General features: G+C 34.9%; 16 protein-coding genes. 13 read left to right on the top strand and 3 right to left on the bottom strand.

Annotated features, from left to right (window positions below):
- The first annotated feature begins 349 nt into the window (after positions 1-349).
- From IPJ53_09030 to IPJ53_09000, 7 genes are all read left to right on the top strand, one after another.
- A complete protein-coding gene (locus IPJ53_09030; GenBank protein MBK7799243.1) occupies positions 350-1084 on the top strand; it encodes a hypothetical protein in 735 nt (244 codons plus the stop codon).
- Positions 1085-1719: 635 nt separating this feature from the next.
- Positions 1720-2799, top strand: coding sequence for a hypothetical protein (locus IPJ53_09025; protein ID MBK7799242.1), 1080 nt, complete (start codon positions 1720-1722; stop codon positions 2797-2799).
- Between the two features lie 155 nt (positions 2800-2954).
- Entirely contained in the window at positions 2955-3416 is a 462-nt protein-coding gene (locus IPJ53_09020; protein ID MBK7799241.1) for a VOC family protein, read from the top strand.
- Between the two features lie 9 nt (positions 3417-3425).
- On the top strand, positions 3426-4019 hold the full coding sequence (locus IPJ53_09015; protein ID MBK7799240.1) for a hypothetical protein: 594 nt from the start codon (positions 3426-3428) through the stop codon (positions 4017-4019).
- A gap of 142 nt (positions 4020-4161) precedes the next feature.
- The gene (locus IPJ53_09010) at positions 4162-5259 is read left to right on the top strand and encodes a regulator (protein ID MBK7799239.1); all 1098 of its coding nucleotides are present in this window, start codon (positions 4162-4164) and stop codon (positions 5257-5259) included.
- Positions 5260-5885: 626 nt separating this feature from the next.
- Positions 5886-6389 (top strand): DinB family protein, encoded by a 504-nt coding sequence (locus IPJ53_09005; GenBank protein ID MBK7799238.1) that lies wholly within the window; start codon positions 5886-5888, stop codon positions 6387-6389.
- A 53-nt stretch (positions 6390-6442) separates the two neighbouring features.
- The gene (locus IPJ53_09000; protein ID MBK7799237.1) at positions 6443-6922 is read left to right on the top strand and encodes a DinB family protein; all 480 of its coding nucleotides are present in this window, start codon (positions 6443-6445) and stop codon (positions 6920-6922) included.
- Between the two features lie 167 nt (positions 6923-7089).
- Here the strand turns inward: IPJ53_09000 and IPJ53_08995 are convergent, their stop codons facing one another.
- Positions 7090-7263: a hypothetical protein gene (locus IPJ53_08995; protein ID MBK7799236.1), complete on the bottom strand. Its 174-nt coding sequence runs from the start codon at positions 7261-7263 to the stop codon at positions 7090-7092.
- Between the two features lie 243 nt (positions 7264-7506).
- Here IPJ53_08995 and IPJ53_08990 point away from each other — a divergent pair, with 243 nt between their 5' ends.
- From IPJ53_08990 to IPJ53_08965, 6 genes are all read left to right on the top strand, one after another.
- Positions 7507-7800, top strand: a complete 294-nt coding sequence (locus IPJ53_08990; GenBank protein ID MBK7799235.1) for a hypothetical protein — start codon at positions 7507-7509, stop codon at positions 7798-7800.
- A 161-nt stretch (positions 7801-7961) separates the two neighbouring features.
- A complete protein-coding gene (locus IPJ53_08985; GenBank protein ID MBK7799234.1) occupies positions 7962-8492 on the top strand; it encodes a hypothetical protein in 531 nt (176 codons plus the stop codon).
- 171 nt (positions 8493-8663) lie between these two features.
- Positions 8664-9050: a hypothetical protein gene (locus tag IPJ53_08980; GenBank protein MBK7799233.1), complete on the top strand. Its 387-nt coding sequence runs from the start codon at positions 8664-8666 to the stop codon at positions 9048-9050.
- 33 nt (positions 9051-9083) lie between these two features.
- Positions 9084-9374: a hypothetical protein gene (locus IPJ53_08975; protein ID MBK7799232.1), complete on the top strand. Its 291-nt coding sequence runs from the start codon at positions 9084-9086 to the stop codon at positions 9372-9374.
- A gap of 508 nt (positions 9375-9882) precedes the next feature.
- Complete coding sequence (locus IPJ53_08970) at positions 9883-10602, top strand: hypothetical protein (protein ID MBK7799231.1); 720 nt, start codon at positions 9883-9885, stop codon at positions 10600-10602.
- Entirely contained in the window at positions 10599-11507 is a 909-nt protein-coding gene (locus IPJ53_08965; protein MBK7799230.1) for a homogentisate phytyltransferase, read from the top strand. Before IPJ53_08970 ends, IPJ53_08965 begins: the two co-directional genes overlap by 4 nt.
- Before the next feature lie 765 nt (positions 11508-12272).
- On the opposite strand, the gene IPJ53_08960 is transcribed toward IPJ53_08965, so the two are convergent.
- Positions 12273-13124: an alpha/beta hydrolase gene (locus tag IPJ53_08960; protein ID MBK7799229.1), complete on the bottom strand. Its 852-nt coding sequence runs from the start codon at positions 13122-13124 to the stop codon at positions 12273-12275.
- 11 nt (positions 13125-13135) lie between these two features.
- Positions 13136-13807 (bottom strand): flavodoxin reductase, encoded by a 672-nt coding sequence (locus tag IPJ53_08955; protein MBK7799228.1) that lies wholly within the window; start codon positions 13805-13807, stop codon positions 13136-13138.
- Positions 13808-14236 lie beyond the last annotated feature (429 nt).

Genomic DNA, 14236 nt, shown 5'->3' with positions numbered 1-14236 from the left:
ATTCTCCGGGTTTTCGATAACTTTACAAATCAAAACTAATGATGTAGATTCCGAAGCAATCTGCCCATCCTATTCCGTTTCAAATTGCCCCCCATATTCCGGTGAAGCAGCCCCTCAAATTTTCCAAATTCGGGCCTATTTTATTTCTATAATATATGTTAGGCATGTTGTATAATTGAAACAGATATCCTCCATTCCTCTTTTTATTTATCTTTACCGTTAGCCCCGAATATTCCCTTCTTGAGGCCGATTTCGGATACAGTGATAAAACTATTTATGATTAAACAAGAAATAGCTTCTATTCAAATTCAAAACCATAAAGGAAAGATCAATTTAAACAATATCCACTATGCAACAGGCATCCATAAATCATATCACACAGACAAACATTAAACTTATCATTACCGGTATGATCCTTATGTTTATTATTGTACACATAGGGTTTCATGCCACTTACCTCAAACATTTTCCGGAGTTTACTAAATTTAATTGGATACACCATATTCATGGCGCATTGATGGGTGCCTGGGTTTTATTACTGGTTGTACAACCTGTATTGATTTACCACAAAGGTTTTACAGCACATCGTTTTTTGGGAAAACTGACTTATGTCCTTGCGCCTTTTATTATGACATCTATGTTTTTTGTTGCAAAGGAAAATTATCAAGCGGGCATTCTTAAAAAAACTTCTGTTGATGTGATGGCCATTCAATCCATCACATGGATGCAACTGTTCATGTTTGTATTATTTTATTCTCTGGCTATTTACCATAGAAAAATTACAGCCATGCATATGCGCTTCATCATTGGGACGGCGATACTCATGATTGGTCCACCTATGAACAGAATCTTAATTAGTTATTTCCCTGACATAGGAGCAGCCAATATACTTCCGATTGTTTTATATTTAAAAACCGCAATTGCTGCAAGCTTATTTCTTATCGATGTAGCAAAAAAGCAGCAATGGTTACCCTACTTGATTGTGCTTTTGGCTTTTCTATTTTCTGACTTGGTGTACCATGCCCGTTATTCAGAAATTTGGCAGGCGTTTGGAAATTTTGTAGCGCATAATTTGTATCAATAATATAGTTTGTTGTGGAGAATCATTTTTATATTTCGAACCCTGACTTCATTTCCGTTTAGTTAGCTTGGTCTTTGACCAAAGGTATCTGAAAACGTTAACAAATAAATTCCCATACCATTGAAATCAATTATTTGCAATGCAGCAAAATCACATGGTTTTATAAACTGGTGGAGAGGTGCTCCACTAAAGTTGTCCTAAATTCCATCCTAGTATCATTGTTCTTTTTTGTCTTAATACAAAAAAGAACCAAAAAAAATCAAGGCTGTTTTCATTTCTTAACGCTAAAACTGTTTTAAAAAGCTAAACAAAATAAACTCGCCGTAGGCAGTAATAATGGCTCTAGGCCTACCTGTCATAAATTCATTGGCATAGCTGCAAGCGAGCTCAAACAGTATTTTGTTCTTTACGCTTTTTAAATCAGTTTTAGCTAAAATGAAAAAGGCCGATCTGAATTTCTCATTCGATAACTATATGAGGTGTCGGAATCTATTTAATCAATCTATTAAGGCTGCTTAATTTCTACTTAATCCCCATAAAGTTTACCTGACTTATTAATTCCTTGAGTAATCTCTTTTTCTTTGGTGATACAAAAATGATTTCAGATCTTCGTTTTTGAGCAAATATCATATCCATCTATGTTTTCAAATATCCTTCTTGCCCTTACAACCATCAACTATATTGGTCTGGCCATCTTAAATATCCAGAAAACGAATGTTACCGGCGAACGACTCATGGTCTCTGGATTTATTGGCTTGGGTTTAATAGCAGCGTATGTTCTGTTTAGTTTGTTGTTGACGATAAGCATCACATCTAAAGGCGGGTTTAACTGGCTCTCCTCAGCAACTCTATCCCGAAATTTCCTGGTGGGTATTTTATGGTTCTGCATGATTGCCGGTGTTGTATTCTGCGCAATGTTGAGTACAGAGATGAGTACAGACCAAACCACAGGAATACTTAGGATCTTGTCCAAACCTGTTTACTATGGCAGTGTATGGTTGCCTCTATTGATGCTCATCCCTTATGCGATATTGCTCAATCCGCATTGGCGCGAATCTATACCTCCCGGATTCTATAAGTTTCCACTGGTGATTGCTTGTTTGTTGGGTATTGTAATCGTGATGATTCCCCAGATTGTCATCTCGATGAATATCAAGGTACCCAAGCAATCAACAGAAGACTGGAAGAAGGAAAATCTCATGCCATCCATAGAACAGGAAAACTCTGTTGAAACACTACTTAACTATACAAAAGATGAAGAAAAATGGGTCAGGGATCTTGCTGCAAGCCGCCTTAAATCCCTCCCAAATTGGGAAGATGAGTTGATCGGTAAATTGCAGCGTTCAGACGGGTATGGACACTATGATTTTCATTGGGTCTATAATTTTCTGGATCAATACTCCGCGGAGCATCCAGATCGTTTTGTAGACCCCATCAACAGTAGCCTCCAATCCATTACCAAAGCTACAGAGATGGCTCTTGCCAAATCCTTTGTTTATTCCGGTGACCTGACCCTGCTGCAAATTGATGTAGTGTGTCGGGTTCTGGATCATCAGTTTAAAGGCAGTAGCCATGTCTTCAGACCCAACATGCTCAGGTTACAGAAAGCCTTAGACACCCCTCCTGCAGAACCATCCCAGAATACTCCGGAGTTTATTGAATTTATTAAGCCATTTCAAATGGCAGTGAAGGGATGGTTGGAGAGAAATAGTGGTTAGTTTTAAGGTGGATTTTATTTAGATAAGCTTGCTCGCTACATGGACAAATTGAAAAGTACAAAAATAAAAACCTAAAAAAAGCAGTTATTCTGAAAAAACTTTTCATTGCTTGACAGACAACTCCGAAATTTTCATTTCATTAATACATAAACACCATGCAAAAAATAATACCAAATCTTTGGTTTGACGGAAATGCCAAAGAAGCAGCAGAATATTACTTAACCATTTTTAAGGACGGCAAACTGATTCATATTACCTATTACCCTATGACAGAAGATGAAGGGCTGGCTGACTTTCAAAAAGACTTTGCCGGTAAAGTACTCACCGTTGAATTTGAGATTTTAGGCATGCGATTTATTGGCATAAATGCTGGACCTTTATTCAAATTCAATGAATCTGTTTCGTTTATGATTCCTTGCAGAGACCAGGAAGAAATTGACTATTACTGGAATGCACTCACCGTAAATGGTGGCGAAGAAAGTGTATGCGGATGGCTGAAAGACAAATATGGTTTAAGCTGGCAGGTATGCCCTGACAATTGGGAAGAGCTCAACCAAAAACCAGGAGCATTCAAAAAACTGATGGGCATGAAAAAACTAATTATTGCAGACTTTTAAACCCATTTCATGTATAATAAATCGTTTCTTTTTTTTTTCAGTTTTAGTTTCTTTATACTTATATATAGTGATGCACAAGGTTCAAGATTTAATGCCGGCTTTACAGCTGGATTGAATTTTGCTGCGCTCGAGGGAAATGGAAATACTAATTATATCGGACTGAATACAGGAATAATTGGAACCGCAAAAATAACTAGACACTCGCAATTGGGAATGGAAATTTTATTTAGTCAAAACGGGGAATATATTTTACCAAAATATTATCCTGCACTACAATACGGACAAGTATGGCTAAATCATGTCGAAGTACCGGTCCATATTGATTGGCTTATAGGTGTCTTCCAAAAAGATAAATTTTACGATTGGAACTTAAATATTGGATTAGCATATACACGATTGCTTAGCTACAATATTGAAACAATTGACAAAGTAAATGTCAATGACAAAATTATTTATGCGAATAAAGATGCCATATTAATACAAGCTGGGACAACGTACAATTTTACAAAAAAGATGGGAATTAATTTTAAAGCTTCACTACCCATCAGAATTAAAGGACTAAGTTGGACATTAGCGGCCAGACTAATTTACATGATTAAATAGAAATTAACAATTATTACGTATATTACAAGTATTTCTGGTACAATAAACAATATCCAGAGACTTTATTAAAAAGATTTTATAGTATACAGAAAATTTGGTTAAATTGAGTATAATAAAAATTTAATCAATACAATTCTTACTTATGAATTTGAACAAAATATTGAGGTTTGTCTTTTTAATCATTTTCACATCCTGCCTCGGGCAAGAAAAAAAAAGCACAATTAAAGATCAAATTACCGGCAAACCAAATCCAACAATAGTAAGAAATTTTAATGCAGTTGCTGTGGCACCTGATTTTGACACTACCCTGGTTAGTCAATACATCCGGAGTATTTTTCAGGATTCGGAAGGGAATTTATGGTTTGGCACTTTAGGTGAAGGCGTAGTTAAATATGATGTAAAAACCCTGACTTATTATTCCAATCCCGATGGTTTTATTAACAACACAGTTTATGCCATAAATGAAGATAAAAATGGCAATATTTGGTTTGGGACCGATCAGGGTGTTTATAAATACGATGGAAAATATTTTAGAAATTACAATCAGCAAGATGGTCTTAGCCAAAACGAAATAAGTCGTAAAGGCATCCTTGTTGATCGATCCGGTGCTGTTTGGGTAGGTACACACAGCGGTGTCTTTCGCTATAACCCAACTGCTGAAATTAGAGGAGGCCCAAGTTTTTCTCTATTCCAATTGATTCCGCAGGTGCATATTACCGGCATCATGGAAGACAGCAGTGGAAACATTTGGTTTGCTACAGCTGAAAATGGCGTCTTTCGATACGATCCATCAGAATCACAAAAAGCGGCTGGAAAAACAATTACCCATATTTCCGATAAGATAGGTTTGGGGAATAACTTTGCAGGAGGTATAGCTGAAGATAAAGCAGGAAATATTTGGTTTACCATGAAAAACGGTATTTGCAAATATGATGGAAAAAAATTAACAGAATACACTCCTAAAGACGGATTAGGCGGCACCGAGTTCTGGGGTATTTATATAGAACAATATGGTATTATTTGGGTTACAGCACGTGGCAGCACCACAAGATTTGACCCTTCCATTCCTTTGCCAAATCCAAATGCATTTACCGTATTCACGGTTGAAGACGGGATCAACTGTTGTGTACAGAGTATGTACCAGGACAGATCAAACAATATGTGGTGGGGGACGGGTCAAGGACTTTATCGATTTGATGGAAAGCGTTTTTATCAAGTAAAAAAGACAGGGCCTTGGTAATCATAAACTATAATCAAAGCTGCTCGCTATAAAGCAACAATTCGTTTAACTCCAATTAAACGACAGGTGAAAATTTAAGGTATAAGAAAAATATTTGTGGTATTCCGGGGTTGCTATGTCAATAAAATTGGTAAGCATATCCGACTTTAGGAAAAATATATAAAGTTAGTTATTGACATAAAATAGCACTAAATCTCAGTTGCAAATATTGCGATTTGGTATATTTGTAGGGTGAGCATATCTAATAAAGCCTATTCGTGCACATTTTGAACAAAATAAATCACTATGATTGATAGATTATTTTTTGAAGATATAATTGGATCCATTAACTTTTCTTCAGCTGATACAACTTTCTTCGATTAACTTAGTAAATACACAATAAAGAGGATACTTGCTCCAACGTTAGAATGAAGCAAGGAATAAATTACGGAGCATTCTGACCCTCCTATTTCGCTTTACAGTTGTCTAGAACTGCATGAAAACATTAGAAAACCCTTTTGCATTCACCCTGTTGCTTAAAGTCTATTGTTATTATTCGACTCAATAAAAAAAATTTAAAGTCCTTATATTTGCAAAACAAGCGTTTCTCTCCAAACAAAAAAGTAAAACACTCTAAATAGAACTTTATGGACCTAATAACATCGATCAAAACTGCTATTTGGCACCAATTCGGTGCCAGTCTTGACATGCTGGAAAATGCAATAAGTATGTGTCCTGATGAGCATTGGGACACCGAAATGAATTTTTGGTACAACGCCTACCATTGCATTTTTTGGACAGACTATTACCTGACGACAGAACCCAACAAATTTATGCCTCCTGCACCATTTACCTTTTCGGAGTTTGACCCAAACGGAAAGAAACCGGACAGAACATATTCCCGAACAGAATTAATTTCCTACTTAGACCATTGCCGACAAAAGGCCACACTACTCATTTCCACATTGACGGATGAGAAATTGAATGAAAGATGGATCAACGATTACAAAAATTATTCGTTATTTGAAATTCTGTTGTATAACCTCCGGCACATTCAACATCATGCTGCTCAGTTAAATTTAATGCTTAGACAGACTGTAGACAAGACACCGAATTGGGTAAGTCAGGCAAAGAAAATGGTACAACATTAAAGATTTATTAGAGCTGAAGGTAGCGTTGTACAGACTTTGTAAAAATTTAGTTTATGAACAGAAACTTAACTATTGCAAGCCGACTCCGGGAAGTATTTTTAAATGGGCGATGGATTGCCAATACCAACTATAGAGAACAAATATTAAGTGTAAACTGGCAGCAGGCCACTCAGAAAGCTGAAAACTTAAATACCATTGCGGCGTTGACCTACCATATAAACTATTATTTGGCCGGATTGCTCAGTGCATTTGAAAATGGGAAAATTGAAATCAGGGACCAATACAGTTTTGATCTTCCGTCCATTCATTCTGAATCAGAGTGGAACAAATTGGTTGCTGAATTTTTGAGTAATTCGGAAAAGTTTGCGACAAAAATTGAAAAAATGGAGGACAAAGATTTTGACCAGCCATTTATAGATGAAAAATATGGGACATTGCTGCGCAATATTGAAGGGGTAATTGAGCACAGTTATTATCATTTAGGGCAAATTTCACTGATTAGAAAAATGATCGTACAAAATCAATCTTCATAAAATCAAGAAAATAAAATGATAATACAAATAGTATAAAAGCATTCTTAATAAGTATGATTATCCTAAATTCAGTTATTTTGATCGATTGCAAGTCCTTGTATAAGAATTGACCCCTGTATTACTTTTTACTATTGCCAACAAAAAGCACGGTGTTAACACCATAACCATCAAATTCCCTTTACTGAAGTTCCTATTGCCAATACTATGAAACCAATAAGCAAAAGCGTGTAGTTATGCTCCTTTAAAATTTGAACATCTGCATAATGACCAATAATCCCAAGTATGCCACAAAGCATTCCAATGATCCAGGTAATTTTTCTTGGTTCTGATGGGTAATCCATATACATAATTTAAAATGATGAAACGAAAATAATAGATTTAGTAAAAGACAAAAATAGCCAGGGGTATTTGAATAAATGTTACACAATTCCGTATCATTGTTACATAATTAAAATACCGGATGAACTAATTTTTGTACTCTAAGACCATTTTAAATTTTTCTTTTAAATCTTGGGGACAAAGCTTTAATTTCATTCCTGGTCAATCTGCCTTACAACCCAAATAAGAGGGAAATGAAAATAAAAATGGAGCCTTCAAAGACATTAAAAACTTGCAAAAATGGACACAAATTCCATAAAAGTTCTGACTGTCCTATTTGTCCTATTTGTGAAGAAGAGCGAAAGCCGAATGACAATTTTCTTTCTTTGCTTGCAGCCCCGGCAAGGCGGGCTTTAGAAAATGCCGGCATCTTAAGCCTAAAACAACTTTCAAATTTTTCGGAAAGAGAAGTTTTAAAATTTCATGGTATGGGTAAAACATCTATACCCATATTAAACAGAGAACTTGAAAGAGCTGGACTTACTTTTAACAAAAATTAATAAAATAACCCCAAATTAACCATTAGATAAAAAGTAACTTATATAATGGACATTATGCTGAAAATTTCAAAAATACCCTATCTTCGAATAAAGTTATTAAAATGTGCTTATACAAAAGCAAATTATTAAACCTATTTATCTAAATTAAAAACACCCTTCTGATGAAAAAATTAAAGCAGTCTTTTCAGTTCTATTTATCTTTAATAATATTTTCAATATTCATAACATGCTGTTGTGAATATTCATCCAAAATCGTTGGAAATGGAAAAATGTACATCCATCAGATAGACAATGGAAGAAGTGACACGATTAGAAGTAAATTTGAAATTGAGTTAATTTTGGAAACCAGGGTTTCAGGCAACTTTCACAACACTGGAATTATAAGCTCATCCTATGCAACAAGCTGTTCGGAAACCGCTCTCAGCACACTCACCAGAAATTCGTTCAAGTTAATTTGTGAAAATGACTTCATTTACAAGGGGCAATTAATTAAAGCGGGTACGAATTTCAAAGATGAAGAAAATCTGATCATTGAATTCGATAATTTCTCGGGAGTAATATTAATTCATTTCGGTCCGGAATTTCTAAATTCTGCAAAATTTGAAAAATCCATTCATAAATTCAGGGTGGAAATTGAAACCAGCGACCAGGAAAAATTTACAAATGAAGCATCTACCTATATGGATATGTAACAGAAGCATGTCCACGACTTATCGTAACCACCCTTACTCCAAATTTTAATGCACCTGTCGCAAAGGTATTTTAATACCCCATTAAATATTTAGTGTGCAAAAATCCCTGCTTTTTATAGAATTTATTATATTTGTAATGCAAATATCTATGCCTGGTAAAACGATGTTAAAATGGAAAAGGGATATAAACATTTGGCCTATTTCTTTGGAATACTTGCCCTCATAACCTTTGTCGGTTTTTATAAAAAATACTTTTCCCTATTTCCTGAATTTTCAGGATTAAAAAACATCCATCATTTCCATGCTGTCGCATTAACCCTATGGTTGATTATGCTGATTGTCCAGCCTATTCTGATAGCAAAGAACCAAATGACAGCGCACAGGCTGATAGGAAGAATTTCTTACCTCCTGGTTCCCATCATGTTTGTGTCCATGCTATTAGCCTACCACAATCAATACTTGCGGTTCGTTGCAGAAGCCAAATCTGAATCCGAAACCCTGGCGTTTGTATTTAGTCCAACAACTGATTCCATTCCATTCCTAATCTTTTATATTTAAGCAATACTGAATAAACGTGAAACAGCCAAACACATGAGATATATGATTTCCAGCGGAATTGTAATTGGAGGACCTGGATTAGGCCGCATTTTTATGACCTGGATGAACATGGATATCTTTGCAGCAATTGGCCTGATGAGTCTGATTTCCTTGTTGGTGTTTGTTGCACTTATTATTTATGACAGAACAAATAAAAAAGCATTCATTATTAATCCATTTTCGATAGCTCTAATCATCTGGCTGATTCCAAACATCCTGGTTATATTTTTCCCAAATACAGCCCTTTGGCAAAGTATTGCAAAATGGATGGTTGAGTTGATTTAGACCGGTTGGGGAATCCATATTAAATGATGCTGATATAAGCTAATCAATAAATCAAGCCAATCATACACTTACAAATATTCAGGCAATACAAGAAACTTAAATAATAATTTGAACCAGGTACTACAAAATAGACAAGCACAAATTTAATTACACCCACAATATCTGGTCAACGAAATAACACAGTACAATATGTGACATTAAGGTGCATGTGCCTTTATTTTCGATTAACTAAAAGTGTCAATGATGTAACTTATCTTCAGATTTGTGTAATGGTTATCTAAAACAAATGTATCAACTTTGTAGAGTAAAATTATCTTAGATAATCTCCATTATAGTTCTTTATCAGTTTGCCAGATAGCAATGCAGGCATTGAAAATAATGAAAGTGTCCAATCACTTTCTGAGAACAATTATAAAGTAGAAATGACTGCAACCATTTAATTGGTACAAATCAATTTCACGAAATTAATCATTGATGATTTCATGAAATTAAAAAAATTCAATGCCTGATGAAAGAACTTGAAGATTACAGTTGGTACCCTCCTATTTTAAGACAGTTTCAAACAGAATTTATTGGTTTTGTTGTAACTAAGTTTCATCTATATGATGTTTTTATCAGACATCTTAAAACTTTATCTCGAACAAGCTCTTCTATGACAGATCTCTGCTCGGGTAGCGGCGAACCTGCAATAAGTATTTTTAGAAAAAGCGACTGCTTTAGCAGGCTCTCACTCAGTGATAAATTTCCAATCGATCTCAAAATAAATGATGATAGAATCACTTATAAAATGCAAAGTGCAGATGTCCTGGAAATGGAATTCAAACGAGGAACTTGCTATACCATGTTTAATGCATTTCATCATTTTGAGGATGAAGAAAAATTACACATTGTGCAAAAAATTCGGCTTTCCGGTTCCGATGCATTTATAGTAGAAATACTCGAACCAAATTTCATTTGCTTTATAAAAGTATTATTCACAGGAACCATTGGCAATTTAATGTTAACTCCATTTATACTTCCTTTCTCCTTCATACGATTGTTCTTAACCTATATAGTTCCGGTCAATTTACTAACCATCACAATGGACGGCCTCGTGTCCGTTCTAAAATCACGCTCCATGTCACAATACCAAAAGCTATTTGCTCATTACGAACAATCAGTAAAAATATACCGACTTAGAAACAAATTAAACTCCCTTCTTATCATACAAATTGATCAAATGAAATGAACGCCCTCCTAACACTTTGGAAATTCAGCAGGCCGCATACAATTATTGGAAGTGTAATTAGCATCCTCACTTTGTATTACATCGTATGCGAGAAACAGGAAACACAATCTATTTCCTATTTAGTAATGGCACTAAGCATTGGAGTCACCTGTAATCTTTTCATTGTGGGGATAAACCAGATAGCAGATGTGAACATAGATAAAATCAACAAACCATATCTACCTATCCCATCCAAGGTATTAAGCATGCAACAAGCTAAGTACATTGTGATCACAGCATTATTGATAAGTCTTGGTCTCGCATTATACATCTCTCCATACCTATTTGGCATAATTACCTTGGCAGCCACCATTGGCTGGGCCTATTCCATGCCGCCATTTTATCTAAAGCAACACCATGTAACAGCAGCTATAGCTATAACAGCCGTTCGCGGAGTATTGCTCAACGCGGGTGGTTTCCTTGTATTCAACTACCTGGTCAACAATTCCCTTGAGATGCCTGAGAATGTAATAATTCTAACCCTGTTCATCATTGTATTCAGCATAGTCATATCCTGGTTTAAGGATCTGCCGGATGTAGAAGGCGATGCCCAATACAATATTAAATCATTCGCCATCTTATATTCACCCAGGTTTGTCTTGATAACAGGCAATCTACTGGTAGCAATGGCCTATATCTTTACCATTGCCGTGAAATACGCCGAACTATTTTTATCAAATGTTCAAAACTTTGAAACGAAAGTACTTTTTTACGGACATATTCTCTTGTTAATTCTCTTCGTATATAATGCGGTTACTATAAAGTTGAGCCAACATTCTTCCATTAAAAAGTTTTATAAACGTTTTTGGTGGTTCTTCTTTGCGGAATATGCACTGTACCTTTTAGCATATGCGACGAATGCATAAATTGTTATCTAAAATGAAAGTAAAACTTGATTTAACTTCAATTAATTAAGCATAGTAAGTAAAAAGATTTTCAATAATTGAAGTCAAGATACGTTTATATAAATTTAATGCCCCATTCCTGTTTAATTTGAATGAAGGAAAGACTGTTCAGCTCCAATTATTTGATTCAATGCTACCCGATCAATCTCAACCCAACACAATTTTTCAATACAAAATCAACCTTGTAAGCGTTTAATAAGTAAATCATGTAGCTAATATCCATTATTATGTAACTAATAAACGTCAATCAACAGTACCTTTACAATGAAATATTTTATACCTTGATCAAAATATAACCATTTTAGAAACATGTTGACCATGGAAAAAGATCATTAGTAAATCCTTATCAAATAATATTTTAAACAGCTACTTCAATTATCAACTTTGATTAATTATTAATTACAAAATAAATTAAACCAGAATGAACAATATCTTTAAAGGACTTTTTGCAGGATATGGAGCGTACAAATTAGGTGGTGGCTGTATAGGCACAATAGTGGTATTTGTAATCATATGGGTACTCCTTGGGCATTGTTGAAATGCCCTTATTCATTACAAAATCACCCGTGATCAAATTGCTAAAACTGAAATAAAGCAGTTAACAGAAATTATTTAAATATAAAAACCCACTTTTGCTTGGCTGCAAAATGGAGAGTCCCATTGACCTTTTTACTTGAAATTTTTAGTGAGACCTTTTTTTCAGATTTGTTCTTATTTAAAAAGTGTCTAATTTCCTCTCACCTCATCTCCATCCCCCAGACCTATATCTGTTAAAAACCTCAAAAGAAGGCTGTTGAATTCCAATGGTTGCTCAAGATTAGATACGTGTCCAGCCCGATCGATTACTTGCAATTTTGATCCTCTTATTGCCGCATGCATTAATTCGGACTGCACAAGTGGAGTAACCACATCTTCCCGCCCACAAATGATCAATGTTGGTATGGTAATATTATTCAAAGTTGAACATGTTTCCGATCTTTCAGCAAGCGCTGTCAATCCTTGTGTAATTATGTGTTTCGAATTAGCCAATACAACACTTCTCAATTGCTGCACCAATTCCTTTTGGCTCTCTAAGGAATCCTTGCAAAATACACTTTTTATAAAGCCATCACTGAAATTGACCGTTCCATTCATATTAATTTCATCAATAGTCTTATAGCGCTTTTTTTTAACCTCTGGAGAATCGGCAATGCATTGTGTATCGCAAAGAACTAAAGCCTCAAAGCGTCCTGGAAATCGCTTTATTGCATTCAGCGCAATATATCCTCCCATGGACAAGCCGCAAATTATAACTTTTTTAATACTTAACTTATCCATTAAACGGATTAAGTCTTCCGAAAATAAATCAATGCTCAAGGCTGATGTTTCGTCCTTTGATTTTCCAAACCCTCTTATGTCAAGAGCTATAAGGCGATGAGTAGTTTTAAAAAAATCAAGCTGAAAACGCCACATCGATTTGTCGAAAGGATAACCATGCAGAAATACAATAGGAATATTCCCATCTCCAAAATCATCATAAGAAAAGAGAAGGTTATTTACGGGAATCGTTAGATTAAATCCTTTAGCTGCGGTTTCCATGTTTCTTTAATTTAAGAAATTTCTTTTGTAATTGAATTTTTATCAACACCCAAACTAATTAATTGCATTTCCACCTCTTTTATCATTGGTGGCGGACCACAGATATAAAACTGTTGATTAAAATCGGTCACGATTGATTTTAAGAATTCTTCCGAAATCCTTCCAAAATGGTAACCTTCAATTTGCTCATCAGATAAAATATTGATAAATTTATCCCCCAGCAATGTATCAAATTCGCTTTCCAAAATAATATCAGCTTTTGTTTTATTGGCAAACACCAGCATATTATTCCCTATTTCATTTTTTGCCTTCAGATTTCTAAAAATAGAAATAAAGGGAGTAATGCCAGCTCCGCCGCCTATAAAAACCCCTTCTCCTTTATAGGCAATAGCCCCAAAAACATCATGCAACACTATACTGTCATCCTGTTTTAATTGTAACAACTCGTTGGTGACCCCTTCATGTTCGGGATATGTTTTAATGGTGAATTCTAAAGAATTGTCCGTAGGTAAATTTGTAAAAGTAAACAGTCTTTCTTCTCTTCGCCAGCCACTTTTATTTATAGCTATGTTTGCAGCCTGTCCGGGCACAAAGTCAAATCCCTTAGGCTTATTGGTAATTATTCGCAACACATCGTGTGTTACATTGTTTGTGGACACTATATTTAGAATTTGATTTTTCATGGTGCTTTTTTTTGAATTTTAGAATTGTTTAGCAGGACTTGTATTTAAACTTATAAATGATATCAGTGCAAACTTACTTACTACCATTCAGGAATGCCTTACACAATTTGAAAAAATTGTTTCACAAATCACGCTTTGCCCTTGATTACGATTCACATTGATAAGACAGTAATTGTAATACGAAAATTTGATTCACATAAATTCATCCTGCTTGCACTTTACTAGACTGAGCCCAAATTTACATTTCAATAATAAGGTAAGAAGATGATTGCAAAACTATTCAAATTGAATATGGAATAGAATTTTATACCTTTTAAAAAAATTGAAATTGATGATATTTTAAGTTTTGAAATTCAAAATCGCCTATCATATTTGCTATGACAATGATTAAATTGCCTACACGGACATTTCTTAACAGCAAACAAATAT

Origin of the sequence: Candidatus Vicinibacter affinis (assembly GCA_016714365.1) — a bacterium.
Classification (GTDB): domain Bacteria; phylum Bacteroidota; class Bacteroidia; order Chitinophagales; family Saprospiraceae; genus Vicinibacter; species Vicinibacter affinis.
This window is presented reverse-complemented; position numbering and strand designations above follow the sequence as displayed.